Below are 25,189 nucleotides of genomic sequence, written 5' to 3' on the forward strand. Positions count from 1 at the left end.
GATCTCACCCGGACCAAGGACGCTCTCGACGAGAGCATCACCACTCTCTTGTCTCGGCAGCGTGAGATTGAGGCGGATATGGCCGAACTGGATCGGGACATCGACGAGCGTCGCCGGGAAAGGGTGGCGGAAATGGAAGCGGCGGTAGCCGCGCAGAAGGAATTGGCGCTGTCCAAGATCATGGCGTGGACGGAGTCCGAGAAGTCGCGGCTTCAGGAACGGTTCGAGAGCAGTTACCAATCCGAGGTCACCGACCTGCGGCGTCAGTTGATCGAAAAAGTTACTGCCGAATTCGACAGCATCCATGAATACTTTTCGGCCTTTGCCTCGGAGCGCAAGCTCATGGCCGAGACTGAAATCAAGGAGTTCCTAGCGGAGAAGCGTTCGACCATCCTGTCCAACCTCGAATAGACGGGAGGCGAACATGCTTGCTCGCACCATCCGAACTGTCGCCTTGATTGTCTGTGTTCTGGTTGGTTCGGTCGGATCGGGTTCGGCCCAGGAACAACCGGACATCATGATCCTGTTCGATCAATCGGGGTCGGTTGGAAAGCATGATCCAAAGCTTGCCTCAAAGGCTTGGCTTTTGACCTTCCTAAAAACGTTCGACAATCCCTATAAAATCGAAGTCGTCGGCTTTGATGAAGCCCTATACCGTAACCTTGCAGTTGAGCGCGATACCGCCACCGACATCAAGGCCCTGAACCAGGCGATCGACGAAATCGAGATGGTCGGCAAGGCGACCGACCTGGAGATGCCATTTCGGTATCTTCTGAATTTTGCCAAACCCATGACCAAATTGGCGATCATCATATCCGATGGCGAGCCAGAAATTTGGGATGCCAAGCTGGGCTATCTCAGCAAGGAAGTCCAGGGCGATGCCCGCTATGATGACCTGAACCGCCAGTATCGGCAGATGAAGGATGCCGGGGTCTCTAAGCGGAAGCGGTTTGAGAAACTCGGCGCACTTTACCACGCCCGCAATATCGAACTGATCGAAGGCCAGTTGCCGGGCATCGCCAAGTTGATCGGAGATAGGCTTATCATCTGGGATTTGTCGGGAACCTCCTACTATCTCAAAACCTGGGCCAAGGCTGCGGGAGCCCAGTATCTGCCCATGCGTGTTGCCGCTCAGGAAAACCCTGTCGAGCAGTTGCAGAAGGCCATGACGGCCTTACAGCAGCATTCCAGCGCCATCGTCAAGGAGGCTCTGCCTGACGACCATGAGCACCGGGCGGCAGTCGCCTTGACTGCTATTCCCGAGATCGCGGCAAAGGTTCAGCCCAAGGAGATTCCAGCCCCCAGGCCGCCAGATCCACCCGTTGAAACGAAAGCACCAGAACCGGCACCGCTACAACCCGTGGCTCCGTCACCTTCAAAAGACGACCAGCCCTCATCCTGGTTGATCGTGCTGGTGCTGCTGGGAGGAGCCGCCGGGGTTTATGCTTTCTTCCGTCGGCGAGCGCCGGTTGCTTCGTCGGCCAAGGCTGGTCCCGCCATACCCTTGGACCTTGCATCTCAATATATCGACACCAAAGTCAAGAACGCGCTCGATGATGCAGAGAAACTGCGGCGTAAGCTGCTCGTCAATGAGAGCGGCGCGGTCAATGTCGAGCGACGGTTTTCATTGCGCGTATCTGTTCCGCCCGGAGCCATGGAGGTTCAATGGATCAGTGAGGATGGCGACAAGCGGGAAACCCCCGCAATCGACATCTCCATGCATGGCGTCAAATTCGAAACATATGGAGCCGGGATAGCCTCGGTCACCGCAATCATCTGTCCGAAGATGGAGGTGGTGCTGGCCGTGAAGAAATTCGAGGAAATCCGCCGTGACGGAAGCCGCGCTGTAGCCCTGCTGATCGAGTTCGATAACAATCTCGACGACTGGATGCGGTGGGTGGAAATCATCACCCGGATTGATCAGGCTGTCACGAAGTGATTGGACCACGACCGTGGCGGAAACCCGCCCTAAACCTGTGGCCACCAAACAGGAGATTTCCATGAGCAATCTGATTGATGACACTCTGGATTTCGTGGGGCATGAGCTTCAGATTGCTCGTGATCGGGTTGAAGGTCTTGCCCATGCCCTTGGCGCTTCCGTCCTGCCCTCCCCTCCGGAACCAAAACAGAAGCCGCCAACAGCGAAACAGGTTCATGAGCTTGAAATGCGCCTCCATGAGATTGAGGTCAAGCTCAGGGCAACCCAGCGCGAACTAGGGCTGAAGAAAGCCGCAAACGAAGGTCTGATGGCCCAGGCAAACGTCCTGAAAGACGCATTGAAAGCTGCTTACCCGAAAAGCCCACTGTTGGGATCGAGTGGAAAAACTTGGAAATCTGGACCGATGGCAGGAAAGCAAAAGTCCCAGTTACGTGTTGTCTGGGAAAAAGCTTTCGACAAAGAAGCCAAGCGCCTTGGGGCAGTCGATCCTCAGAAGATCCGGCTTTCCTGATTTGGGAGAAATTTCACGCATCGAATGCCTCTTCTGGGTCATGAAGGACCGATGGACGAGAACCTGTTGGACGGCCGCAATGTATGAAAGCGGCCATCTGCCGCTATCTTTCCCGCCCCCTCTCCCTTTCCGGCTCCGTCATGGCCATGTCTTGGACAGTGAGCAACGTGTCACGGAGCCATCGAACAGCCTGCCGGTGACGCTGATGGAGAGCGACGCCGCCATGAAGGCGGATCCAAGCCCCAATTCCCTCGGACACAAGCCGGGAGGGATTGACCAGGATGGAAACATGCCCCAGCAACTTGGCGCCAACCTCCATGAGATACAGCATGCGTTTGCGCGCCCGCGTCACCATGGCGGCCTGCCAGCCGCCAAATTCCTTCAATTCATCGGCATATTCACCGAGATGCCGTTCGTACTTGGCCCATTCTTCGTCGCCTTTGCCATTGCGCAGAGCTTCCACGGCCCGCGTGTCAGACTTCCACGACTCGAATTCCTGCCTGAGGCCGTGGCGCTCCAAGAATGTCCCAAGATCCTTCTTTTGCGCCGTGAGAATATCGCGCTGGGCTTCCAAATCAGCGAGGACAACCAAGTGCTTTTGCACCGCTTCCTCGCCCCGGTCGCGCACCTCCTGGGCTGCGGCTTCGGCGGCCTGCGCCTTGGCGCGTGACACGACCGCCTCCTGTTCGGCGGTCTTGGCGGTAAGGGCGGCCAGTTCGGCGGCATGTCGCAATGCCTGCATTTTTGCCTTCTCCATGATTGCGATGTTGCGGGCGTGATGGGCCTCCACTAGCCTCTCGACGGCGGAAGCTTCGTGCTCCCTGATTCGTGCATAGAATTCACGGATCGGCTGATGGTGAGCCCGGCTGTGACGCTGGCCTCGATTCAACCCGAGTGGCGCCATGACATCGGCATAGCGATCCTGCCGGGCGGCGAAGGCCTCCTTGCCGCCTCCCATGACCTTGTCATGGTTGAGAGTCCAGCCGGTGGTGGTCGCCGCCTTCGTCCCGTCCTTGCGGGGTCGGCCCCGGCCTTTCTTTTCCACCTCGACGGCGGTGGCGCACCAGACATGGGCGTGACAAACAGACTCGTCGTGGTGAACAACGACGGTGACCAGATTGTCACCGAATTCAGCACGTAGAAAATCCAGCGTTACCGACCGCCACATCGCCAGCCGATCTGGATCGCAGTCTCCGTCGCGCCCAGAATGGCCGTTGCCGGCGAAATATGTGCTGGAAGCCGTGAGGAGCAGTTCCCGAGCCACCACCTGGCCGGGCTTCGGCTCCAGCCCCACGGTGGCGAGACGGGTCCGAACGTCCTCGACCACGTCGCCGCGGCCGACCAACACCTCGTTCAGCGGGGAACGATCCGGGGCGATGTTGGCACCCAGCCATGGCGCATCGCGCATGGTGTGCTGGGCAGCTTGGCGCAGTTCCCCCCAGGTGTGGCTCTTTCGACCATGCCGCAAGATGCAAAATGGCCCCTTATCGCCGTCGTTGTCATTTGCCTCTATTGCCATGGCTTCCCCCGCAAAACCTCCCCGCCGTCGACATCGGGCGAAAAATGAAACTGGCAAGGGGAAAAATGTAGCTCGCCTAAAAGGCGGCACCTACGCCGTCGGGATTCGCTTCACGAATGCCGACCGTAGGCCAAGGGGAACCCTGGACCTGTAAAAACCGAAACATCCAGCGGCGCCGATCCATCTCCCAATCGGCGATGGAAGAATGCGGAGAGCGCGAACATCGCGCCCATGCCCAGCGCGCCGGGTGTCACCGGTCACCACATGGCAGGGGCGGTTTTGGGACTACCAGAGAGGTTGATCGAATTTATCGACACTGAATTCGTCCTTACGAATATAAAAATACTAGTGACAGTGGTGACAGGACTGAAATCGCACGTTTTTTCGTCACCACTCTGTCACCAGTCGGGGGATGGACTGGTGACGCGAAAAGGGCCTCGAAAGCGGCCCTCTGTCCGGCCCGTCGCTCTCAAAGACCGCAGTCAATCACTGCTTCAACCCTTTGATGGGCGGAGGCGCCCTCCGTAAGAAGTGCGAAGGCCAAGCGTCGTGCTTCCATCTCGCCCCCGGCGATAAGCTCGGCCAGATCAAACCATATCAGCCTATCTTTGGTATCAAGGCATTCCGGCATGGCGGCCACGTGGCCGAAGATGTCCGCGTCGGTCTCGTCGAACTCGATGTCTCCGACAGGACGGACGGTGACCAGCCACTGCCAGGGGCCGTCTCGGTCAACTGACACATGGAACCGGCCATTTGCGGCCACTGCGTTGATGATGGACATGGTCATTCTCCTCAAGCGCGGATGACGGTGGGGTTCAGTGAGACGACATTGGTGGCGCCGTCCGGCCAAGCATAGACCCAGGTCCGCCCGCCGCTCGGCGTCCGCCGCTGTTTCCTGACCATGCCGATGCGCTTGAGGATACGGGCCACGCGATTTTGATCGACCTGAGTTATTTCGCGATCAACCTTCATGACAGCATTGCGCAGGATGTCATGAACCGAAACTTCGCCCATGCCGGGGTCCGCGACATGGTTGGCCACGACCTCGTGCCAAGCGTCCCGGTCCATCCGCTCGTCCTGCTGCTCGCGGGCGAACTCCTCTTCCGACTTTGTGAGGTGTGCCTGCTCGCCGGTCTCCATGAGAATGACCGCTTCGGCCAGGAGCTGCGGGAGCGCCTCCCGAAATCCGTCGATATCGAGATGGCCCTCGGCGGTTACCGCCCGGCACACCACCGGCCAAAACCGACGCCCGCCGGTCTGGTCCTTGATGTAGCCGACACCGTCGGGATTGAATGTCCCGAGAAACACGCATCGGCGCTGAAATTCGGTGTCCCGGCGGCCATAAGCACGCCGGAAGCGATCGGTCTCGGTGGCGAGAAACGCCTTGGCGGTGCTGCTGTCCTTGCGGGTCATGGCGTCCAGTTCGGCAACCTCGACGATCCAGGAACCCCGGAGCCCTTCGCGGCTATCCTTGCTGCCCATGTCCGCCAGCGTGCCGTTGAAGAAGGCGCCGTCACCGCCAAGGACGCGGGCGAAGGTCGATTTGCGTAGGCCTTGGTCCCCTTCCAGCACGAGCATGGTGTCAAACTTGGTGCCCGGCCGCAGCGCCCGGCTGACCGCGCCGATGAGGAATCGGCGCGCCACCGCCCGCGTGTAGATGGAGTCCTCGACGCCGCAATATCGGGTGAGCCAGCCGTCGATACGGCTTTCGCCATCCCAATCGGTGGTACGGATCCAGTCGGCCAGGCTATCGAATTTGAAGTCCTCGGCCACGGCTTCGACCGCCTTGGCCACGACCTCGGCATTGGCGAAGATGTCCATGGATTGCACCCAGCTCGTTGCCTTCAAGTCATCGCCATCGGTCCATGGCCGGGGCTTGAACCCATCGACAGCAACCCAAGGCGCAGCCCGCATCATCATGATCGTATCGCGGAATTCGTCACGGGCGATGGCTCTGGCCATGGCATCGTCATGTTTGAGCGCCAGTTCGACATTGTACTGCACCGCGCGGGCTTCGCCGGTGACCGTCCTCTTCAAGTCGGCGCGCCAATCGCCGGACTCAAAGACCGGGGCAGCCGCAACGGGCTTCGCGGCCATGGCCTTGCAACTCGCCATCACGGCGACCTTGAAGTCACGGGTCTCTACCCGACGCCCGATGACGTTGACCAGCATGTCGTAGGCTTGGCGGCTTTGATTGCGGATCAGGACCGCCCGTTGGATACATTCCGGACTATCGAGATATTCCCGGCCGCTCACAATATCGCGGGCGAGATCCAAGGCGGCTTGGTCGGCATCGGATGGGGGCGCTTGTTGGGGCATGGAATTCATCGGCTGTCTCCTTGGGGATTTTTCGCTCGGCTCGCACCTCGCACGATGAAGATGTGTCCCTATCGACGCCATCGAGTCCCACGGCGTCGATTTTTGTGCCCTCGCGTCTAAAAAAATTCGCGCCGAGTGATCGCCATTGCGCCGACGAACCCATTGTTCTGATGCGCGATGAAGCGCCTGCCTTGGATACCTCTGGGGCAGCACCTGATCACCAGGAGTCGGATATGACCAATCCCCTCATCACCACTCCCGGCCTCGTAGCCGGAATCGCAATGGACGCCTATCACCGTAACATCTGCGACGCGCCATCGCTGTCCAGCAGCATGGCCCGCACAATCGTCAACGAATGCCCTGCGTTCCTGCACGCAAACAGCTACCTCAATCCGAACTTCACGCCCGAGCCGAAGGAGCATTTTGAGTTCGGTACTGCCGCGCACCTGATGTTCATGGAGCCGGATCAGTTGGCTGAGCGCCTCGAGATCATCAACGCCCCGGACTGGCGCAAGAAGGACGCCCAGGAGGCCCGCGCCGTCGCCCGGACCAACGGCAAGGTACCGATGCTCATCGGCCAGATGGCAGAGTTGGAGGCCATGCGCGCGGCGCTGTTCGCCCACTCCATTGCGTCCAAGGCGTTCGTGGGCGGCCAAGCGGAGATGTCGGCCTTCGTCCGTGACGGCAACATCTGGCTCAAGGCCCGCCCTGACTACCTGCGCCCCGAGTCCCTCGTCGATTACAAGACCAGCACAACCGCGAACCCTAAGGAATTCGCCCGCAGGGCCTTCGCCCTGGGCTACTACCAGCAGGCGGCGTGGTATCTCGACGTCCTGAAGGCTGCCACCGGCGAAGTCCGGAGCGACTTCTGGTTCGTCACCCAGGCCAAGGTTGCGCCCTATCTGGTCACGGTGACCCGCTTCGACGACGACGCCATCGAAGCCGGCCGTACCCTGAACCGCAAGGCCATCGAAGCCTTCAAGCGGTGCGTCGATACCGGCGACTGGCCCGGCTACCGCGCTCCCGAGACCCCGGGCCAAGACACCGCCTTCATCCTCACCCTGCCGACCTTCGCCCAGCGCGAAGTCGACCAACTCATCGCCGCCTAAGGAGGGCACGACCATGACCGGTTTCACAGACAAGCAAAACCGCACCCTCGCCGACGTCCTCGACGCCGGTGTGGTGAAGAAGCGTCAGCAGGCTGGCCAGACGCTGTCCTACATCGAGGCGTGGCGCGCCATCGACGAGGCCAATCGCATCTTCGGCTTTGACTGCTGGAAGCGCGAAACGATCCTGCTTGACCGGACTGTCTTGGAGTCCTGCATCAAAACCCGATACAACGAGCGCACCGGCAAGAAGGAAGTCGTCCGCGGTCCTGACGGCGAGCCCGTGACGATGACCCGTGTCGGTTATCTGGCCAAGGTCCGCGTCACCGTCATTGCCGGTGATCAGATGGTTGTCCGCGAGGGCACCGGCTACGGCTCCGGCTTCGCCGAGGATCCGAACATGGCGTTCGAGGGAGCCGCCAAGCAGGCCGAATCCGACGCCATGAAGCGCGCCCTGATGACCTTCGGCAATCCGTTCGGTCTGGCGCTCTACGACAAAAGCTTGACGGCGGTCGGCATCCCGGATCGCGCTACCGAAGATCGATTGGCCAGGGCCAAGCCGATCGCCGATGCCCTGATCGCCGCCATGACGAAGGCCAAAACCCTCGAACAGCTAGCCGGAGCGTTTCGCGCAGCAACGGCACGGTTCGACGAACTTCCGGAAAGCCTCCGCGAGACAATCATCGCTCGCAAGGATGATCTCAAGGCTGCCCTGACAGGAGCAAGAAAGCCCAGAGCCAGTCTTGCCGACCCATTCGGATCTAAGGCCGCCTGAACAACTGAAGCCCACGGCGAGGCGTGGTGTCCCGCCGTCCAGACATTAGGAGACTGACATGACCAATCGCTTCGATTTGACTGTTCCGCGCCCAGGCCGCGATGGCAAGACCCGCTTCGTTCGCATCGGCACCGGCTGGCAAAACACCAAAGGCTTCAGCCTGGAATTCGATGCACTGCCGATTGCCGACCACGAAGGCAAGACCAAGGTAGTGATGTTCCCGGCAACGGACCGGAGTCCGGCCGCCGAGACAGCGCCCCCGACGGCGACGCCTACCGCCTCGCCGTTGTCTGATGACGTCCCTATCTTCTGAGTGGTGTCGGGGGAGGAGGATGCCGCGCTATGGCAGCCCTCTCCCCGTACCCCTGGCGGCGGCGCCGTCATTTGAACGAGGAGTAGCCCCATGGACGACACACCCCGCATGATTGATCTGGCCTCGGTCGCCCGGCGAATGGGTCGGTCGCGGTCTTGGATTTACCGAAAGATGGATGACCTCAATCGGCTGGGATTTCCGGCGCCCCATCCTGTGATCGGCCGGTGGGATTCAGCATTGGTCGAAGGTTGGCTCGACCAGCAAGCCGCCAATGTGGTCTCGTCACAAGATTCCGGTCTCTCGTGAGCGGCCATGACAAACTGGCGCGAACCAGCGCCATCGTTGACGGCAAGGACTGGCGGGCAGCGAACAGGCCGCCCCTCACCTACCGCGGCCGCGTTGCCGGAGCCTACTTCTATGACGGAGCGTTTGACTGGTTGCAGCAGACCGCCCGACAAGGCGCCAGAGAGGGTGATGTTCTGGCCGCGCTCAGGGAGCCCGACAATCCCTATGACCGCCACGCCATCGCTTTGTGGACCATTGACGCTCAGGTCGGTCATGTTCCGGCGGTCGTGGCCTGTGATCTCGCTCCTCTCATGGACGCTGGCTTTCCGCTCTGGGTCCAGGTATGGCGCGAGGCGATCACGGATGAGCCATCCGAGATCGAGATTGCCTATTTCGGCCCTGCAATCAATGCGTGGCAAAATGTTAGATGATCTACCGTTAAAGATTTAATCACTGTTTTTGGGGACTTCTGAACAACGATACGGATTGGGCCTGGAAATGCATCTGGCCACGGTCGGTTGATGGATCGAGATACTCGCATTCAGTCCCGCTGCCTACTTTGATCCGGCTAATCATTTCGTTACCAAGATAATCCAGTAAATCCAACGGCCCAAGGAGTGTTTTGCCTGAAAGAAGCTGGGCACTGGCACACCCCCTTGGCAGGGCTGAAAGATGATCGACACGATCTAGATTTCCACCGTGTTTGAATATGACACCTAGCATATGGCAATTGAAGACGACAAAATTTTCATTGTAGAATTGGCTATATCGTGAACAGGTTGTGCCCCCCTGCGGCGGCCACTTCCAGGGCGCGCTTGGCCGATTCCTGGCCCTTGATGTCCCGGAGGTCGGGCAGCGGGCCATCGTCCTCGGCGATCCTCGGGGTGGGGGCGCCCAGCACCTGGGTCCCCTTGAAATGATTGATCAGGCCCAGCAGCGAGGCCGGGGCCAGCACCTCGACGCCCCCGGCCCAGGCGGCCTCGCCGCCTTGTGGTCCCGGGCAAATCAGGCCCTTGTCGGCGGCCCTGGCGGCGATGGCGGCGGGCAGCACCCCCGCCACCGGGGCGATGGAGCCGTCCAGGCCCAATTCACCCAGCGAGACATAGCCGATGATTTCATCGGCGGGAATCACTCCCATGCCCGCCAGCAGACCGAGCGCGATGGGCAGGTCGAAATGGCTGCCTTCCTTCAGCAGATCGGCGGGGGCTAGGTTGACGGTGATTCGTTTCGGCGGCAGCGCCAGGCCGATGGCGTTGAAGGCGGCCCGCACCCGCTCGCGGCTTTCGCCCACCGCCTTGTCGGGCAGTCCGACGATGGTGAAAGCGGGCAGCCCTGCCGCCACCTGGACCTGGACATCGATGTCCAGGCAGTCGATGCCGGAAAAAGCGACGGTGGGGGCGTGGGTGGTCATGGCATCCGCGACAGGTTGAATCGCGGGCAAGCATAGCGGCTGTATGCAATCGAGGCTAGTAGGCTGAATCCGAGGCCGAAGCCTCTGGAAAATCGATCTTCGATGCCTTGGGCCACCCTCACCGGAGCAGAACGATTCACCCGACGGGGTGGGCTCGCCAGTCCGTCGCTCTCCTCCCCCTGGCGTCCCGCGATACAACTTAAGAAAGAACGGTGCGGACGGAGCCAGTTTTCCCTTTCGTCACCCTCGGGCTTGACCCGAGGGTCCTGGTCTGGCCGGTTCACCCTCGGACTTGATCCGGGGCCAGCCATGACGAGGTGAGAGGGGGGCTGTGTCCCGCCACGCGGAACAGACCCCAAGAGCGAGTCGCCTGGGCGGGAATGACGGGAGAGGCAGGCTCTGGCGGAAGGAGTGTCGGGCTTGGCCGGGATGGCGTTCCGTCGACGCCCAAGCCTTCATGATGACGGTGCCGACGAGGGGAGAGGCGGCAATTATAGGAATAAAAACCAAGGCGGCGATGAGGGGCGGGACGCTGAGTTCTGATCACTGAGGCGGTGGGGTGGCGAGAGCGAGGAGGGTGTCATGGTGATTACTGCGAATGCAGTTATAGCGCTCCCACCGCCCGACTCCCTCAACCACAAACGCAGTTAAATAACAGGGCCTCAACTGCGATCGTGGTAAGACACTAGCCTATCCCATTGAAATATATGCTGTTCAACCCGCCCGCTTGGCCTCGATGGCATCCCAGATCAGCGCCTCGATGCATACGTCATCGAACCGATCAATCTGCTGGATGCCGGTGGGCGAGGTCACATTGATCTCGGTGAGATAGTCGCCGATGACGTCGATGCCCACGAAGATCAGGCCCTTGGCCTTCAGGGTCGGGCCGATGGCAGCGCAGATGTCCTTGTCGCGCGCCGTCAGCGGGCTTTTGACCGCCTGGCCGCCCACATGCAGGTTGGAGCGGGCTTCCCCCGCCGCCGGGACGCGGTTGACCGCGCCCGCCGCCTCGCCATCCACCAGGATGATACGCTTGTCGCCCTGGCGCACCTCGGGCAGGTAGCGCTGCACCATCACCGGCTCGCGGTAGAGCTGGGTGAACATCTCCAGCAGCGAGTTCAGGTTCTCGTCGCCCGGCATGATGTGGAACACCCCGGCACCGCCATTGCCGAACAGCGGCTTGACGATGATGTCTGAGTGCTCGGCGCGGAAATCCAGGATCTGCTCGCGGTCCGAGGTGATCAGGGTCGGCGGCATCAACTGGCCGAAATGGGTGACCAGCAACTTTTCCGGGGCGTTGCGCACCTCGGTGGGGTCATTGACCACCAGCGTCTTGGGGTGGATATGGTCGAGCAGATGGGTGGCTGTGATATAGGCCATGTCGAAAGGCGGGTCCTGGCGCATCAGCACCACGTCCTGGGAGGAAAGATCTATCAGTCGGGGCTCGCCCAGGGTGAAGTGATCGCCCTTGGCTCGGCGCACCGACAGTGGCCGCACCCGCGCCAGCACCCTTCCATCGCGGAAGGCAAGGTCGCGCGGCAGGTAGTGGACCAGGACATGGCCGCGCTTTTGGGCTTCCAGCGCCAGCACGAAGGTGGAATCGGCGTCGATGTCGATGCTCTCGATGGGGTCCATCTGGATGGCGACGGCGAGGCTCATGGACTTATCCCTTTCGTGTCAGCGCAGGCGGGTCTTGAGATCGGCCAGCAGCGCAATTGTCTTGGCGCGGGCCACCGCGTTGCAGGTGCGGGCGACGAACTGTTCCAACGCCGCCACGGCACCGCCGGGATTGTCGAGGCGAAGATGCATCAGCCCGGCTTCCCGCCACAGCATGGCGGCGCATGGCGCCACCAGCAAGGTGGCTTCCACCACCGCCAGGGCCTGTTCCAGCCGTCCGCAGCGCAGCAGTCGCAGTTTGACATCGTTGCGTAGCCTGATGACCAGATCGCGGTTGCCCATGACGCCGTAATGGGCGGGGTCCAGTTCGGCGGACAGACCGGCGCTGGCCTTGACCAGGGCGCGCAGGTCCCAGGCCTCGACCCCTTGCCCGCCTAGGGCGGGGTCGAAAATGCCGCGCCGCCCGGCGCTGTCCTCCAGCCGCAACAGGACATGGCTGGGAAAGGCCAGGATATGGGCCATCAGTCCCGCCTGGCGGGCGGCATCCATGGCCAGCAGCCCCAGCAGTCCTTCGACGCCGCATCGCTGGTCGATCACTCGTCCCAGATCGGCATTGCTGACATCGTCATCATCGCCATCGTCCAGATGAAAGCGGTGGTGATGGGTGATCATCCGGAACAGGGAGGCGGCCAATTCCTCTACCGGCGCGGCCTCCTCCAGGGAGGCGGCCAACTCGGCGCCAAGGGTGTCGAGAAACTCGAGATGGGACGCACTGCCTGCCGCCCCGCGGTCCAGGGCAGCCAGTGCCAGCATGATCTCGGCCGGTCGCAGCCGGTCGTCTTCCAGCCGCCCCAGCGCCGTCAACTCCGAACGCAGTTTGGCGGGACTCCGCACCATCATCCGTTCCGGCGGGGATCGCTCTTGAGGCGGATATGGTTGATCACCCGTTTGACGCCGCTGACATCGCGGGCATGGGCGATCACCCGGTCCATCTCATTGGCGCTTTGTGCGATTCCAAGGACATAGATGACGGAATCGGTCACGTCGATCACATAGTTGATGTTCTTGATCTCGCCATCGGTCAGCAACCGGGCCTTCAACTTCTGTTGAATCCAGAGGTCGTTGGCCTGGTCCAGGCCGGCCTCGCCACTGGCGCGCACCAGGATTTCGTTCAACACTTCCCGAACCCCGGTCACCTGCCAGCACAGCCGCACCGCATCGGCGCGGGCCTGGTCGGTCTGGACCACGCCGGTCAGCATGACCCGGCCCTCATGGATGTTCAGGGTGACCTTGCGGTACATCTCCACATCGCGGTCGAACCACAGGCGGTTGATCTCGACGCGGAGTTTGGTGTCGTCGATGGCGCCTTCCAGGCCGCGCTCCTCGGCGGCGGCGACACCGGCCGTGGCGCCGGCGCCGATCAGGGTGGCGGCACAACCGGACAGCACGCCGCTGCCAGCGGCCAGGATCAAGGCGGTCAGCACGGGACGAAGGCGACGTCTCACGGCGGGGCTCCTCTACGGCAATGTCGCGGGCAGTGTAAGGCGAGGCATGAGGCCGCGTCCATTATTGATCGGGCCGCCAGGCGTCGGGGATATGGCGGGGCCAGCGTCCCGGCGCCACCAGGATCGCATCGAAGCGCAGGTCGCAGGCGGCAAGATCGGGACGCCGCGCCACGAAGGCGGCGGCGGCACGCTGGATGCGTCCACGCTGGGCCGCCGAGATGGCCTGGGCGGCGCGGTCCAGATCGGCACGGTGCTTGACCTCGACAAAGGCCAGCACCCGTCCCCGCTTGGCCACGATATCCACCTCTCCCGCCCCCGATCCTCGGCCCCGGACCAGTCCCCGGGCCAGGATGCGGTAGAGTTTCAGGCGCAGCCACGCCACCGCCAGGGCTTCGGCCAGCCGTCCCCGGTGATGCGCCTCCCGTCGGGCGTTAGGGGGCGTAGAGGAATTCATTCCTCGTTACCGCCTCGGAACAGTCGCAGGGCCAGGGCATAGACCTCGCGGCGGGCAGAGCCGGTTTCGGCGGCCACCAGGGCGCTGGCATCCTTGATGGACAGCCCGTCCTCCACCGCCCGGCGCAGGCGGGCATCCAGCTGGTCGGCGGCGGCGGCCGGGGCCTCGCCCGGCGGCGCCACCACCACCACCACCTCGCCCCGGGGTGGGGTCTGGGCATAGCGGGCGGCCAGCTCGGCCAGGGAGCCGCGCACAACCTCCTCGTGCATTTTCGTCAGTTCGCGGGCAACGGCGGCCTGTCGTTCACCCAGCACCTGGACCATGTCGGCAAGGGATTCGGCCACCCGATGGGGTGACTCATAGAAGATCAGGCTGGCGGGGACCGACTCCAGTTCCTTGAGGGCGGCGCGGCGCGCCACCGCCTTGGCGGGCAGGAAGCCGCCGAACAGGAAGCGGTCGGCGGGGAGCCCTGAAAGTTGCAAAGCCATCAGGGTGGCCGAGGCTCCGGGAATGGCGGTGACGGCGATTCCGGCCTCGATGCAGGCCGCCACCAGCCGGAAGCCGGGATCGGAGACCAGGGGGGTTCCGGCATCGGACACCAGCGCCACCACTTCGCCCTGGGCCAGACGCGCCATCAGGGCGGGGCGGGCCAGTTCGGCATTATGGTCGTGATAGGGCGTCAGCGGCGCCTTCAGTCCCAGCAGACGCAACAGCTTGCCGGTGACGCGGGTGTCCTCGCAGGCCACCAGGTCGGCATGGGCCAGCACGTCCAGCGCCCTGAGGCTGATGTCGCGCAGATTGCCGATGGGCGTGGCCACCAGATACAGACCGGCGGCCGGTTTACTTCCCGGCCCCCAGGGTCTACCCTCCGGCGGCGGGGCGGAGTCGTCCGCGCCCCGTGGGTCTTCCGAGGAGGAATCGCTTGCGCCGGTCCGCGTTCCGGTGGCGCTCCGTCGCTGCCTTGCCATTGATTGCCGCTGCCTTGGTGATGACGGGATGTCAACAGACGCCAGAGGTATCATCTTGGCCCGGCGGAACCAAGCCCGCATCCCCGCCGCTGGCCCAGCCGGTGCCGCCACCCGTCGCCAAGGACAAGGCGCCGCTGCCGCCCGCGCCGCCGCCGGCAGTGGCGTCGCTCCCAACAGTCGTTCCGGCTCCGGCCGAGGTTCTTCCGGCCCAGCCCTTGCGCTCCACCCTGCCCAAGTCCGAGGTGCGGGCCGCCCTGCTGCTGCCGCTGTCGGGTCCCCAGGCGGCCATGGGTCAGGTTCTGTCCAATGCGGCGCAACTGGCGCTGTTCGAGGTGGCCGACGCCAAGTTCAACCTGCTGCCCCTGGACACCAAGGGCACCGCCGAGGGCGCTGCCGCCGCCGCGCAGCAGGCCCTGGCCCAGGGCGCCGATATCATCCTGGGTCCGGTGTTCAGCTTCGAGGTCAAGGCGGCGGCCCCGGTCATCCGCGAACAGGGGATTCCGCTGCTGGCCTTCACCACCGACCGCTCGGTGGCGGGGACCAATGTCTATGCTATGGGCTTCCTGCCCGGCGCCCAGGTGGCACGCGTCCTGGCCCATGCCCGCGACCAGGGCCGCACCCGTATCGGCGTGCTGGTGCGTTCCGACGATTACGGCCGCGCCGTGGCCGAGGCCGCCAAGGAAAGCATCACCGCCCTGGGCATGGAACTGGTGGCGCTGGACTATTACGACCCGGCGGCCACCGAATTCACCGCCGTGGTCAAGCGTTTCACCAATCGCCGCCCGCCGCCTGGGGCCAAGACTCCGTTCGACGCGGTGCTGGTGCCCGATGACGGCACCAGGCTGCGCAACATCGCCTCGCTGCTGACCTATTTTCTGACCGAGAACAACATGCCGCCGCCCAAGCTGCTGGGGACCCTGCTGTGGGACGATCCCCGGCTGATCTCGGAACCGGCCCTGGAAGGCGGTTGGTATCCGGCGCCGCCCTTGGCCGGGCATGGCGAGTTCGAGCAGCGCTACGCCAAGGCCTTCGGACCGGTGCCGCCGCGCAGTGGCGGGCTGGCGGGCATCGCCTATGACGCCGCCGCTTTGGCCGCCGCCCTGGCCCGCAACGGCCAGGGCGACTATGCCAGCGCCACGTTGCAGAACCCCAACGGTTTCGCCGGGGTGGACGGCATTTTCCGGTTGCTGCCCAGCGGCATGGCCGAACGCGGCCTGACCATCAAGGAAATCAGCCCCCAGGGCTCGCGCGAGGTGGCGCCCGCCCCCACCGCCTTCGGGCGTTAGAGTTTATCCGATTTAGGCGGAAGCTTTCTCGCTCCTCGTCATGGCCGGACTTGATCCGGCCATCCATGGACCCTCGGGTCAGGCCCGAGGGTGACGAAAGGGAATGTTGATTCCACCAAACTCGGACAGACTCTAGGCCAGCAGTTCCACCAGTACGGCGTTGAGCACCAGCCGCCCTTTCGGTGTGGTGCGCAGCCCGTTGGTATCGCGGATCAGGAAGCCGCCCTCCACTAGATCGGCGACTTTGCCATCTTCCAGCGTGTCGGCCAGCTCCGGCCCGATGCCGGAGGCGAGGCGCAGGCCCATCATCACCCGTTCCTCGGCCAGGGCGGCGGGGTCCAGGCGCTCGCGGCTCATGGTGCCGTGGCCCTGGGCCTCCACCGCCGCCAGCCACTGGCCGGGCGCGGCGTGCTGGGCGATGGCCTCGCCCCGCAAGCGGCCATGGGCGCCGGGGCCGATGCCCAGCCAGTGGCCGCCGCGCCAATAGGTCAGGTTGTGACGGCATTCGGCGCCGGGACGGGCATGGTTGGAGATTTCATAGGCGGGCAGCCCGGCGGCGGTCGTCATGTCCTGGGTCAGGTGGAACAGGGCGGCGGCCAGATCCTCGTCGGGCAGGGCGATGTCGCGCCCGGCGAAGGCGGTGCCCTCCTCGATGGTCAGCTGGTAGAGCGACAGATGCTCATCCGCCAGCTCCAGGGCGCGGGACAGTTCGGCCCGCCAGGCCGCGAGAGTCTGGCCGGGCCGGGCATAGATCAGGTCGAAACTGACCCGATTCACCGTGGCCTTGGCGATGTCCAGGGCGGCGACGGCCTCGGCGGCGCTGTGGCGGCGCCCGAGAAAACGCAAGGACTCGTCGTCCAGCGCCTGCAGCCCCAAGGACAGGCGGTTGATTCCCGCCTGGGCGAAGGCGCGGAAGCGCCCGGCCTCGACGCTGGTGGGATTGGCTTCCAGGCTGATTTCCAGGTCAAGGGCAGCGGGCCAGTGGCGGCGAATGGCCTCGATCAGGGCGGCGACGGTTTCGGGCGCCATCAGCGACGGCGTGCCACCGCCGAAAAACACGCTGGTGGGGACCAGATCACGGCTTTCGGCGGCGAAATGATCCAGTTCGGCCAGCAGGGCGGCCCGCCAGCGGCCATGGTCGACGGTCTGACCGGCATGGCTGTTGAAGTCGCAATAGGGACATTTGGACAGGCAGAACGGCCAGTGGATATAGATGCCGAAGCCGGGGGCCTCTACCGGAAGCACGCCGCCACCAGCTTGGCGAAGGCATCGGCGCGGTGGCTGATCTCGTGCTTGGCCGCCGGGTCCATTTCGCCGAAGGTCAGGCCGCCACCCCGGGGCAGGAAGAACGGGTCATAGCCGAATCCCTGGGTCCCGCGCGGCGGCCAGACGATCTCGCCTTCCACCACGCCCTCGAAACTGTCGCAATGCCCGTCGGGCCAGGCCAGGGACAGGGCGCAGACGAAACGGGCCGAACGGTCCTTCTCGGCGCCCATGGCCTCGTGCACCTTGGCCATGGCGAAGGCGAAATCCTTGGATTCGCCCGCCCAGCGCGCCGAATAGATCCCCGGCGCGCCGCCCAATGCCTCCACCGCCAGGCCGGAATCATCGGCCAGGGCGGGCAGGCCCGAGGCCTTGGCCGCCGCCAGGGCCTTCAGCTCGGCATTGGCCACGAAGGTCTCGCCGGTCTCTTCCGGCTCGGCCAAGCCCAGGGTTCCGGCCGAAACCACCGCGACTCCGAACGGGGCCAGCAATTCGCCGATCTCGCGGACCTTGCCCGCGTTGTGGCTGGCGATCACCAGCCTTTCGCCGGAAAAAATCCTGCTCATGCCAACCCCAAGGCCTTTTTCTGGGCCGCCACCAGTTCGGCGACGCCCTTGTCGGCCAGGGCCAGCAATTCGAGAAGCTGGACATGGCTGAACGGGCGCTCCTCGGCGGTGCCCTGGACTTCGACGATGCCGCCATTGCCGGTCAGCACGAAATTGGCGTCGGCCTGGGCGGTGGAGTCCTCGGGATAGTCGAGATCGGCCACCGCGACGCCTTCGTAAATGCCGCAAGAGATGGCGGCGACGTGGTCGGTCAGCGGAATGGCGGCCAGCTTGCCCTCGGCCACCAGCTTCTGGAAGGCCAGATGCAGGGCGACGAAGGCGCCGGTGATGGAGGCGGTCCGGGTGCCGCCATCGGCCTGCAGCACGTCGCAATCCACCTTGATCTGGCGTTCGCCCATGGCGACGAGATCGGTAACCGAGCGTAACGAACGGCCGATCAGGCGCTGGATTTCATGGGTGCGGCCCGACTGCTTGCCCTTGGCCGCCTCGCGGTCGGTGCGGGTATGGGTGGAACGGGGCAGCATGCCGTATTCGGCGGTGACCCAGCCCTTGCCGGTATTGCGCAGGAAGGGCGGCACCCGCTCCTCGATGGAGGCAGTGCACAGCACATGGGTATCGCCGAACTTGGCCAGGCACGAGCCCTCGGCATGGCGCGAGACGCCGGTTTCCAGGACGATGGTGCGAAGCTGGTCGGGGGCGCGGCCGGACGGTCTCATGGGGCGGTTCCTGTGGCGAGAATAACGGGCGCGCACCCTAGCCTGGATCAGCGCCGCTGTCACGGGGACCTAAAGCTGGATGAGAGGGCGATTCAGACATTTGATCACGGCGCGACGCGCCGATACAATGTCATCGCGCTCTATCGCAGGATGAAGGCGCCGTACAGCACCACCCCCTGGCTGGATAGATGGCGATAGAACAGCACCTTGTCCACCCGGGCGCCGTCCCGACCGGTGTCGTGGGTGACGTATTGTCCCAGGGCGCCCTTGCCCGCCACGGCGGCGGCGATCATGGCCTTCATGAAATTGGTGGCGGCGCCGTCGCCGAACGACTCGACCGCGCGCCCCACCAGGGACGGATCGTCGGGGGAAATGAGCCAGCGGGCCTGCAAATCCATGGCCTTCACGTCATGGCCGCCGCAATGGATGGTGGCTTCCTCAGCGGTCATGGCGGCGCGGGCGCCCGCCACGCCCAGGCGCTGCACCAGATCGGCCGCCGCCGCCATGGCCCGCTCTCCCTCGGCAAGACTGCAGGGCAGCGGCTCCGCCAGGCTTGGCGTCGCGGCCAGGATCAGAAGGATTGCCCATGAAACCGCCATGCCTCGCATTTTTCACCCCCGCCCCGTCCGTTCCAGCATACTCTTCCCCCGCGTTGACGGCACGTCATTGCGCCATTAGATAATGGCGGCAGAGTTCCGAAGGGTAGCAAGACCGTGCGTGGCAAAAGCCCCGTCATCACCGAGCTGAACGACCGTTCGCGCGAAATCTTTCGCCATATCGTCGAGGCCTATGTGGCCACCGGCGAGCCCATCGGCTCGCGCACCCTGTCGCGGCGGCTCACCGTGTCGCTCTCGCCCGCCACCATCCGCAATGTCATGGCCGATCTGGAAGATTTCGGCCTGCTTTACGCGCCGCATACCTCTGCCGGGCGGCTGCCCACCCAGGCGGGCATGCGCCTGTTCGTCAACGGCCTGCTGGAAGTGGGCCGCATGGCGGAGGAAGAGCGCTCGGCCATCGACGTCCAGTGCCGCGCCGTCGGCAAGAGCATGGAACAGGCCATGACCGAGGCGCTGTCGGCGCTGTCGGGCCTGTCGCGCTGCGCCGGGGTGGTGCTGGCGCCCAAGATCCAAAGAACGCTCAAGCATGTGGAATTCGTCTGGTTGGGCCGCAACCGCGCCCTGGTGGTGCTGGTCACCGAGGACGGCATGGTGGAGAACCGCATCCTCGACCTGCCCGACGGGGTCGAGATGTCCACCCTGGTGGAAGCGGGCAACTATCTCAACGCCCGTTTGGCCGGGCGCTCGCTGGACGAAGTCAAGGACGAGATCGCCACCGAGCTGGAACAGCAACGCTCGCTGCTCGATTCGCTGACGAAACGGGTGGTGGAAGCCGGGCTGGCCACCTGGGCCGGGGGCGAAAGCCAATCGGCCCTGATCGTGCGCGGCCAGTCGCATCTGTTGGAAGACGTCACCGCCGTCGAGGATTTGGAGCGCATCCGCGCCCTGTTCGAGGCGTTGGAAACCTCGGAGCAGTTCCTGCGGCTGGTGGACATGACCCAGACCGCCGACGGGGTGCAGATCTTCATCGGCGCCGAGAACGACCTGTTCGGCGTCACCGGCTGCTCCATGATCGTGGCGCCCTATCGCGATTCCCGTGAACGGATCGTCGGCGCCATCGGGGTGATCGGGCCGCAGCGCATCAATTACGCCCGCATCATCCCCATGGTCGATTACACCGCCAAGGTGATCGGCCGCCTTATCGGACAACCCTAGGACCATTGAAGGCAGACCCATGACCCAGGACCAGACCAGCGACCAGACGGTTGACCAGGCCCCCACCCCGGATGCCGAGCCCGCCGCCCCGCCGTCCGCCGAATCCGGCAGCCCCGAATCCGGTGCTACCGAGTCCGGTGCTGCCGAGCGGATCGCGGCGCTGGAAGCCGAGGTGGCGAAGCTGAAGAACGACGTGCTCTACGCCAAGGCCGATACCGAGAACACCCGGCGGCGACTGGAACAACAGGCCGAGGATCGCGGCAAATACGCCGTGGCCAATTTCGCCAAGGATGTGCTGAACGTGGCCGACAATCTGCGCCGGGCGCTGGACGCGGTTCCGGTGGCGGCGCGGGAAGGCGACGACAATCTCAACACCCTGACCATCGGCGTCGAGATGACCGAACGCGAGCTGCTGGCCACCATGGAACGCTACGGCATCAAGCCGGTGGCGGCGCAAGGGGCGCGCTTCGACCCCAACCTGCATCAGGCCATGATGGAAATGGAAGACCCCACCCAGCCGGAAGGCACGGTGGTGCTGGTGATGCAGGCGGGCTACACCCTGCACGATCGCCTGCTGCGTCCGGCCCTGGTGGGCGTGTCCAAGGGCGGCCCCAAATCGGCCGGGTCCAACCTGGATACCAGCGCCTGATCCGAAAGCAATGGTTCCCCCTCCCCCGGCGTCGTGTGTTGACCGGGGAGGGGGATATGGTTCAGCCCGCCGCCGGGGGTGACGGCCGCCGTTGCGACAGCGCCATGATGGCCAGGGGCACGCCCCAGCCGATGGCGGGATAGATCACCCACAGATGCTCGGGATTGTGGACCAGATTGAGGATGGTCAGGCCGGTCATCACCCCGGTGAAGGCCAGGAGGTGGCGACGAAAGCTCCGCGCCGGGTCGCGGGCCGGAACAGTGGGGCAGGTGGTATCGGTCATGATGGTGTCATCCTGGGAAGAGGGAATGGACCCGTCCCGCAGGTCGCCGACCGATAGCTCCAACGCCGCCGCCAGGGCCTTCAACGTCTCCAGCGAGGCGGTCTGGCCCTGCTCGATGCGCTGGACGGTGCGGGCGCTGAGCCCCGCGATCTCGGCCAGTTGTTCCTGGGACCAGGCGCGGTCCAGGCGAAGGCTGCGGATGCGGTCGGCGGTGGTCTGTACGGTCATGCTTCACCCTTGGGATCAGGTCGGGCCAGCATGGCGGGAGCGACCCGACAGCGCCACGACACCAGGACGACAGCGGTACTGTAAGCCTTAAATCCCCAGGACATCACGCATGGAATAGAGGCCGGGCTTCTGGCCCTTGGCCCACAGGGCGGCGCGCACCGCGCCCTTGGCGAAGACGGCGCGCGACGAGGCCTTGTGGGTCAGCTCCACCCGCTCGCCCTCGGCGGCGAACATGACGGTATGGTCGCCGACCACATCGCCGCCGCGCAGGGTGGCAAAGCCGATCTCCCCCTTGGGCCGGGCGCCGGTATGGCCGTCGCGGCTCTTGCACCAGACCTGATCCAGGGCCACGGCGCGGCCCTTGGCAGCGGAGCGGCCCAGGCCCAGGGCGGTGCCGCTGGGGGCGTCCACCTTGTGGCGGTGGTGCATCTCGACGATCTCGATATCGTAGTCGTCGGCCAGGATGGCGGCTGCCCGCTCGGTCAGCGCCATCAGCAGATTGACGCCCACGCTGAAATTGGGGGCATAGACCACGGGGCAGCGCTCGGCGGCCTTGGCCAGGGCGGCTTCGTCGTCGCGCGACAGACCGGTGGTGCCCACCACCAGCACACGGCCCAGCTCGGCGGCCAGTTCGGCATGGGCGAGGGTGGCGACCGGGGCGGTGAAGTCGATGACGGCGTCGGAGCGCTTGAACAGGGCGCGGGCGTCGGATTCGATCACGGCCCCGGCATGGTCGCGGCCCACCAGCTCGCCCATGTCGCGGTCCAGCGCGTCATTGCCCATGCGCTCGGTGCCGCCCGACAGGGCACAGCCCTCGGCATCCAGCACGGCATTGATCAGCATCCGCCCCATGCGCCCGGCGCAGCCGACGATTCCGATCTTCATGAGGGGGGTCCTTTCTCTCTCAGATACCGGTGAACAGGAAATCCAGCGCGGCGACCATATCATGACGGCGGGCGGCAAGCGAGGCGACGGGCGCTTGCAGCGCATCATCCCTCATAGGCAATGGCCACCACCTCGATGCTTTCCAGGCCGGTGGGGGTGCGCACCCCGACCACGTCGCCCTCGGAGGCCTTGAGCAGGGCACGGGCCACCGGCGAAATCCAGCTGATCAGGCCCCGTTCCATATCCGCTTCGTCGATGCCGACGATGGTGATGGTGATTTCCTCGTCGCGGGCATTGGCATAGGTGACGGTGGCACCGAAATAGACCCGGTCGCGGGCCTTTTGCTGGGCGGGATCAACCACATGGGCGGATTCAAGGCGCTTGGTCAGGAAGCGAATGCGACGGTCGATCTCGCGCAGCCGCTTCTTGCCGTAGAGATAGTCGCCGTTCTCGGAGCGGTCGCCATTGCCCGCCGCCCAGGAGACCACCTCCACCACCTTGGGCCGCTCGACCCGCAGCAGCTGGGTCAGCTCGTCCTTCAGGGCCTGGTATCCCTGGGGCCGCATGTAATTCTTGGTGCCCGGCGGCAGGCCCTTGGGCTCGGCGCCTTCGTCCTCGTCGCCGTCGCCTTCCTTGGTGAACGCCTTGCTCATGGTTCATGCCCCTCAAGCGCCGGGCGGGGCCTCGCGGCCCCTTGGCTCCTCCGCTGCGCTCCGGGCGCCTCAACGGCGCCGCGCTTCGGCTTCGCCTTGCTCATGCCTTCACCCCGGCGAAGCCGACTTTTTTCGCGCTAGGGTCCAGCGGCCAGCGCGGGCGCGGCGCGAAGGTCAGGTCGTCCACCAGCCCCAGGCGCAGCCGCTCCACCCCGGCCCAGGCGATCATGGCGGCGTTGTCGGTGCACAGCTTGAGCGGCGGGGCCAGGAATTCCAGCCCGGTCTCGGCGCCGAGAGTGATCAGGGTCTGGCGCAAGGCGGTATTGGCGGCGACGCCGCCCGCCACCACCAGATGGCGGCCATCGGGCCGGGTGCGGCGGAACTCCCTGATGGCGCGGCGGGTGCGGTCGGCGATGGACTCCGCCACCGCCAGTTGGAAAGCGGCGCAGACATCCGCCGCGTCCTGCCCGGACAGCGGCTTGGGCAGGCTCTCGATCAGCAGGCGGGTGGCGTTCTTCAGGCCGGAAAAGCTGAAATCGCAGCCGGGCTTGCCCTTCATGGGCCGGGGCAGGCTGAACCGCTTGGGATCACCCAGGGCGGCGGCCTGTTCCACCGCCGGGCCGCCGGGATAGCCCAGCCCCGCCATCTTGGCCACCTTGTCGAAGGCCTCGCCCGCCGCGTCGTCGATGGTGGTCCCCAGGCGGGAATAGCGGCCGACTCCGTCCACCGCCAGCAACTGGCAATGCCCGCCCGAGGCCAGCAGTAGCAGATAGGGAAAGTCGATGCCGTGGGTCAATCGCGCGGTCAGGGCATGGCCTTCCAGGTGGTTGATGGCCAGAAAGGGCTTGCCCGAGGCCAGGGCCAGGGCCTTGCCGGTCATGACCCCGACGATGACGCCGCCGATCAGGCCGGGGCCGCCGGTAGCCGCCACGGCATCAAGTTGAGCGAAGCCGATGCCCGCCCGCTTCATGGCCTCGGCCACCAGCCGGTCCATATGCTGGAGATGGGAGCGCGCCGCCACTTCCGGCACGATGCCGCCGAAGGGGCGGTGTTCCTCCAACTGCGACAGCACCACCTCGCCCAGGATGCGGCGCTGGTCGTCCACCACGGCGGCGGCGGTCTCGTCGCAACTGCTCTCGATCCCTAGAACAAGCAAAATGGAAATCCCTTTGCGGAACGGCTCCGGACTTACTACAACAGCCGGACCATGACCGCAAAGCATCCCATCCTCCGCATCGGCACCCGGGGCTCGCCTTTGGCCCTGGCCCAGACCCATGAGACCCGCGATCGCCTGGCCGCCGCCTGGCCCGAACTGGCGGCCGCTGGCGCCATCGAGATCGAGGTGATCAAGACCACCGGCGATCTGGTACAGGACCGCCCGCTGGCCGAGATCGGCGGCAAGGGCCTGTTCACCAAGGAGCTGGACGAGGCCATGCTGTCGGGCCGCATCCATCTGGCGGTGCACTCCATGAAGGATGTGCCCACGCTGCTGCCCGACGGCATCGATCTGCCCTGCATTCTGCCGCGCGAGGATGTGCGCGACGCCTTCATCAGCCTGAAGGCCAAAAGCTTGGCCGACCTGCCCGAGGGCGCGGTGATCGGCAGCGCGTCCTTGCGCCGTGCCGCCCAGATCCTCAACCGTCGCCCCGATTTGAAGCTGGTGAACTTCCGCGGCAATGTCCAGACCCGGCTGCGCAAGCTGGAAGAGGGCGTGGTCGACGCCACGCTGCTGGCCATGGCCGGTCTGCGTCGTCTGGGCCTCGCCCATCACGTCACCTCGGCCCTGGACACCTCGGACATGCTGCCCGCCGTGGCCCAGGGCGCCATTGGCATCACCTGCCGCTCCGATGATGCCGCCTCGCTGCGTTATCTGGCGGCGCTGAACTGCCTCGATTCCCAGGTGCGGGTGAGCGCGGAACGCGCCTTCCTCGCCCGGCTCGACGGCTCTTGCCGGACCCCCATCGCCGCCCTGGCCGAGTTGGAGGGCGACAGCCTGTCCTTCCGGGGCCTGATCATCAGCCCCGATGGCGCCACCGTTCATCAGACCGCGCGGAGCGGCTTGCGTGCCGAGGCCGAAGCCCTGGGCCGCGACGCCGCCGAGGAACTGGCGGCCAAGGCCGGGCCGGGCTTCTTCGACGTCCTCAAGACCTAAGGTTTGTCCACGGA

28 protein-coding genes and 1 pseudogene are annotated in these 25,189 nt (G+C 64.7%); 12 read left to right on the top strand and 17 right to left on the bottom strand.

Annotation, left to right across the window (positions count from 1 at the left end; genetic code table 11):
• From A6A04_RS12525 to A6A04_RS22380, 3 genes are all read left to right on the top strand, one after another.
• Positions 1 to 411, top strand: a 411-nt coding sequence (locus A6A04_RS12525; RefSeq protein WP_216636107.1) for a hypothetical protein, incomplete at its 5' end; no start/stop codon positions are given.
• A gap of 13 nt (positions 412 to 424) precedes the next feature.
• Complete coding sequence (locus A6A04_RS12530) at positions 425 to 1,939, top strand: VWA domain-containing protein (RefSeq protein ID WP_068493376.1); 1,515 nt, start codon at positions 425 to 427, stop codon at positions 1,937 to 1,939.
• 61 nt (positions 1,940 to 2,000) lie between these two features.
• The gene (locus A6A04_RS22380) at positions 2,001 to 2,450 is read left to right on the top strand and encodes a hypothetical protein (RefSeq protein WP_156612591.1); all 450 of its coding nucleotides are present in this window, start codon (positions 2,001 to 2,003) and stop codon (positions 2,448 to 2,450) included.
• A 103-nt stretch (positions 2,451 to 2,553) separates the two neighbouring features.
• Here the strand turns inward: A6A04_RS22380 and A6A04_RS12540 are convergent, their stop codons facing one another.
• The 3 genes from A6A04_RS12540 to A6A04_RS12550 all read right to left on the bottom strand — a co-directional run bounded on the left by A6A04_RS12540 (position 2,554) and on the right by A6A04_RS12550 (position 6,297).
• Complete coding sequence (locus A6A04_RS12540; protein WP_068493380.1) at positions 2,554 to 3,969, bottom strand: plasmid recombination protein; 1,416 nt, start codon at positions 3,967 to 3,969, stop codon at positions 2,554 to 2,556.
• A gap of 469 nt (positions 3,970 to 4,438) precedes the next feature.
• Positions 4,439 to 4,750, bottom strand: coding sequence for a hypothetical protein (locus A6A04_RS12545; protein ID WP_068493381.1), 312 nt, complete (start codon positions 4,748 to 4,750; stop codon positions 4,439 to 4,441).
• An 11-nt stretch (positions 4,751 to 4,761) separates the two neighbouring features.
• On the bottom strand, positions 4,762 to 6,297 hold the full coding sequence (locus A6A04_RS12550; RefSeq protein WP_068493383.1) for a virulence-associated E family protein: 1,536 nt from the start codon (positions 6,295 to 6,297) through the stop codon (positions 4,762 to 4,764).
• Between the two features lie 224 nt (positions 6,298 to 6,521).
• Here A6A04_RS12550 and A6A04_RS12555 point away from each other — a divergent pair, with 224 nt between their 5' ends.
• The 5 genes from A6A04_RS12555 to A6A04_RS12575 all read left to right on the top strand — a co-directional run bounded on the left by A6A04_RS12555 (position 6,522) and on the right by A6A04_RS12575 (position 9,198).
• Complete coding sequence (locus tag A6A04_RS12555; protein WP_068493385.1) at positions 6,522 to 7,397, top strand: PD-(D/E)XK nuclease-like domain-containing protein; 876 nt, start codon at positions 6,522 to 6,524, stop codon at positions 7,395 to 7,397.
• A 13-nt stretch (positions 7,398 to 7,410) separates the two neighbouring features.
• Complete coding sequence (locus A6A04_RS12560; RefSeq protein WP_068493386.1) at positions 7,411 to 8,169, top strand: RAD52 family DNA repair protein; 759 nt, start codon at positions 7,411 to 7,413, stop codon at positions 8,167 to 8,169.
• A 58-nt stretch (positions 8,170 to 8,227) separates the two neighbouring features.
• Complete coding sequence (locus tag A6A04_RS12565) at positions 8,228 to 8,482, top strand: hypothetical protein (protein WP_068493388.1); 255 nt, start codon at positions 8,228 to 8,230, stop codon at positions 8,480 to 8,482.
• 90 nt (positions 8,483 to 8,572) lie between these two features.
• The gene (locus tag A6A04_RS22700) at positions 8,573 to 8,788 is read left to right on the top strand and encodes a helix-turn-helix transcriptional regulator (protein WP_068493389.1); all 216 of its coding nucleotides are present in this window, start codon (positions 8,573 to 8,575) and stop codon (positions 8,786 to 8,788) included.
• Complete coding sequence (locus A6A04_RS12575; RefSeq protein ID WP_068493391.1) at positions 8,785 to 9,198, top strand: HIRAN domain-containing protein; 414 nt, start codon at positions 8,785 to 8,787, stop codon at positions 9,196 to 9,198. The genes A6A04_RS22700 and A6A04_RS12575 overlap by 4 nt, the downstream gene beginning before the upstream one ends.
• A 335-nt stretch (positions 9,199 to 9,533) precedes the next feature.
• Here A6A04_RS12575 and A6A04_RS12580 read toward each other — a convergent pair.
• The 6 genes and pseudogenes from A6A04_RS12580 to rsmI all read right to left on the bottom strand — a co-directional run.
• Positions 9,534 to 10,178: pseudogene (locus A6A04_RS12580) on the bottom strand (magnesium chelatase domain-containing protein); the annotation flags it as partial.
• 714 nt (positions 10,179 to 10,892) lie between these two features.
• Positions 10,893 to 11,837: a glutathione synthase gene (gene gshB, locus A6A04_RS12585; protein WP_068493394.1), complete on the bottom strand. Its 945-nt coding sequence runs from the start codon at positions 11,835 to 11,837 to the stop codon at positions 10,893 to 10,895.
• Positions 11,838 to 11,855: 18 nt separating this feature from the next.
• Positions 11,856 to 12,695, bottom strand: coding sequence for a transglutaminase family protein (locus A6A04_RS12590; RefSeq protein ID WP_245651191.1), 840 nt, complete (start codon positions 12,693 to 12,695; stop codon positions 11,856 to 11,858).
• Entirely contained in the window at positions 12,692 to 13,300 is a 609-nt protein-coding gene (locus A6A04_RS12595) for a BON domain-containing protein (RefSeq protein WP_068493398.1), read from the bottom strand. Before A6A04_RS12595 ends, A6A04_RS12590 begins: the two co-directional genes overlap by 4 nt.
• A 61-nt stretch (positions 13,301 to 13,361) precedes the next feature.
• Complete coding sequence (locus A6A04_RS12600; RefSeq protein WP_068493400.1) at positions 13,362 to 13,754, bottom strand: YraN family protein; 393 nt, start codon at positions 13,752 to 13,754, stop codon at positions 13,362 to 13,364.
• The gene (gene rsmI, locus A6A04_RS12605) at positions 13,751 to 14,572 is read right to left on the bottom strand and encodes a 16S rRNA (cytidine(1402)-2'-O)-methyltransferase (protein ID WP_245651192.1); all 822 of its coding nucleotides are present in this window, start codon (positions 14,570 to 14,572) and stop codon (positions 13,751 to 13,753) included. The genes A6A04_RS12600 and rsmI overlap by 4 nt, the downstream gene beginning before the upstream one ends.
• Positions 14,573 to 14,823: 251 nt before the next feature.
• Between rsmI and A6A04_RS12610 the strand changes: the two genes are divergently transcribed.
• On the top strand, positions 14,824 to 16,008 hold the full coding sequence (locus A6A04_RS12610; protein ID WP_068493402.1) for a penicillin-binding protein activator: 1,185 nt from the start codon (positions 14,824 to 14,826) through the stop codon (positions 16,006 to 16,008).
• A 132-nt stretch (positions 16,009 to 16,140) separates the two neighbouring features.
• On the opposite strand, the gene hemW is transcribed toward A6A04_RS12610, so the two are convergent.
• The 4 genes from hemW to A6A04_RS12630 form a co-directional block, all read right to left on the bottom strand.
• Entirely contained in the window at positions 16,141 to 17,253 is a 1,113-nt protein-coding gene (hemW, locus tag A6A04_RS12615) for a radical SAM family heme chaperone HemW (protein ID WP_068493405.1), read from the bottom strand.
• Positions 17,241 to 17,837 (bottom strand): RdgB/HAM1 family non-canonical purine NTP pyrophosphatase, encoded by a 597-nt coding sequence (gene rdgB / locus A6A04_RS12620; RefSeq protein WP_068493407.1) that lies wholly within the window; start codon positions 17,835 to 17,837, stop codon positions 17,241 to 17,243. The genes hemW and rdgB overlap by 13 nt, the downstream gene beginning before the upstream one ends.
• Entirely contained in the window at positions 17,834 to 18,553 is a 720-nt protein-coding gene (rph, locus tag A6A04_RS12625) for a ribonuclease PH (protein WP_068493408.1), read from the bottom strand. The genes rdgB and rph overlap by 4 nt, the downstream gene beginning before the upstream one ends.
• Positions 18,554 to 18,693: 140 nt before the next feature.
• Positions 18,694 to 19,152 (bottom strand): hypothetical protein, encoded by a 459-nt coding sequence (locus A6A04_RS12630; RefSeq protein ID WP_068493410.1) that lies wholly within the window; start codon positions 19,150 to 19,152, stop codon positions 18,694 to 18,696.
• 114 nt (positions 19,153 to 19,266) lie between these two features.
• On the opposite strand from A6A04_RS12630, the gene hrcA reads away from it, so the two are divergent.
• Positions 19,267 to 20,325: a heat-inducible transcriptional repressor HrcA gene (gene hrcA / locus A6A04_RS12635; RefSeq protein WP_068493412.1), complete on the top strand. Its 1,059-nt coding sequence runs from the start codon at positions 19,267 to 19,269 to the stop codon at positions 20,323 to 20,325.
• A 19-nt stretch (positions 20,326 to 20,344) separates the two neighbouring features.
• The gene (gene grpE, locus A6A04_RS12640) at positions 20,345 to 20,974 is read left to right on the top strand and encodes a nucleotide exchange factor GrpE (RefSeq protein ID WP_068493414.1); all 630 of its coding nucleotides are present in this window, start codon (positions 20,345 to 20,347) and stop codon (positions 20,972 to 20,974) included.
• Between the two features lie 61 nt (positions 20,975 to 21,035).
• Here grpE and A6A04_RS12645 read toward each other — a convergent pair whose 3' ends face one another.
• The 4 genes from A6A04_RS12645 to tsaD form a co-directional block, all read right to left on the bottom strand.
• Positions 21,036 to 21,485 carry a helix-turn-helix domain-containing protein gene (locus A6A04_RS12645; RefSeq protein ID WP_068493416.1) on the bottom strand — a complete coding sequence of 150 codons (450 nt, stop codon included), beginning with the start codon at positions 21,483 to 21,485 and terminating at the stop codon, positions 21,036 to 21,038.
• 87 nt (positions 21,486 to 21,572) lie between these two features.
• Positions 21,573 to 22,370 (bottom strand): 4-hydroxy-tetrahydrodipicolinate reductase, encoded by a 798-nt coding sequence (gene dapB / locus A6A04_RS12650; RefSeq protein ID WP_068493418.1) that lies wholly within the window; start codon positions 22,368 to 22,370, stop codon positions 21,573 to 21,575.
• A gap of 104 nt (positions 22,371 to 22,474) precedes the next feature.
• A complete protein-coding gene (gene greB / locus A6A04_RS12655) occupies positions 22,475 to 23,023 on the bottom strand; it encodes a transcription elongation factor GreB (RefSeq protein ID WP_068493420.1) in 549 nt (182 codons plus the stop codon).
• Positions 23,024 to 23,123: 100 nt separating this feature from the next.
• The gene (gene tsaD / locus A6A04_RS12660; protein WP_068493422.1) at positions 23,124 to 24,179 is read right to left on the bottom strand and encodes a tRNA (adenosine(37)-N6)-threonylcarbamoyltransferase complex transferase subunit TsaD; all 1,056 of its coding nucleotides are present in this window, start codon (positions 24,177 to 24,179) and stop codon (positions 23,124 to 23,126) included.
• 51 nt (positions 24,180 to 24,230) lie between these two features.
• Here tsaD and hemC point away from each other — a divergent pair, with 51 nt between their 5' ends.
• Positions 24,231 to 25,175, top strand: coding sequence for a hydroxymethylbilane synthase (gene hemC / locus A6A04_RS12665; protein WP_068493424.1), 945 nt, complete (start codon positions 24,231 to 24,233; stop codon positions 25,173 to 25,175).
• Positions 25,176 to 25,189 lie beyond the last annotated feature (14 nt).

This window comes from Paramagnetospirillum marisnigri (assembly GCF_001650715.1).
GTDB classification, from domain to species: Bacteria; Pseudomonadota; Alphaproteobacteria; order Rhodospirillales; family Magnetospirillaceae; genus Phaeospirillum; species Phaeospirillum marisnigri.